The organism is Oleiphilus sp. HI0125, from assembly GCF_001635355.1.
In genome coordinates this window covers 1-359 of record NZ_LWGF01000400.1, presented here as the reverse complement: position 1 = coordinate 359, position 359 = coordinate 1, and the positions used below count along the sequence as shown (strand labels likewise).

1 pseudogene is annotated in these 359 nt (G+C 40.4%); it reads right to left on the bottom strand.

The window, feature by feature from the left end:
• A pseudogene (locus A3762_RS27150) lies at positions 1–359 on the bottom strand (histidine--tRNA ligase); the annotation flags it as partial.

The window sequence follows — 359 nt, the reverse complement described above, 5'->3', positions numbered from 1 at the left end:
CTAGGCCACGTACTAATTTAGGATTCACTACATAGCGAATACCTAAACCATCCAAAAATGCCGTTAATTCTGCAAAGTGCTTTTTCGAATCTTCACCGAAGAAGTCTGTGAGAACAGGCGCCTGCTCAAGTATTTTTTGAGTCTGCTCAGACTTTGAATCCAAAATTCTCAATGGATTTGTATCAAGACGGCGAACACTATCTTCATCAAGCTGGTCTTTGAAATCAGATAAATAAACCACAAGAGCAGATTTGAATGCCGAACGCTCTTCGGGCAAACCTAAGGAGTTAATCTGAAGCTCTACCGAGTCACGGATTCCTAGTTTTTTCCATAATTGATCTGTCAACGCAATAAGTTCT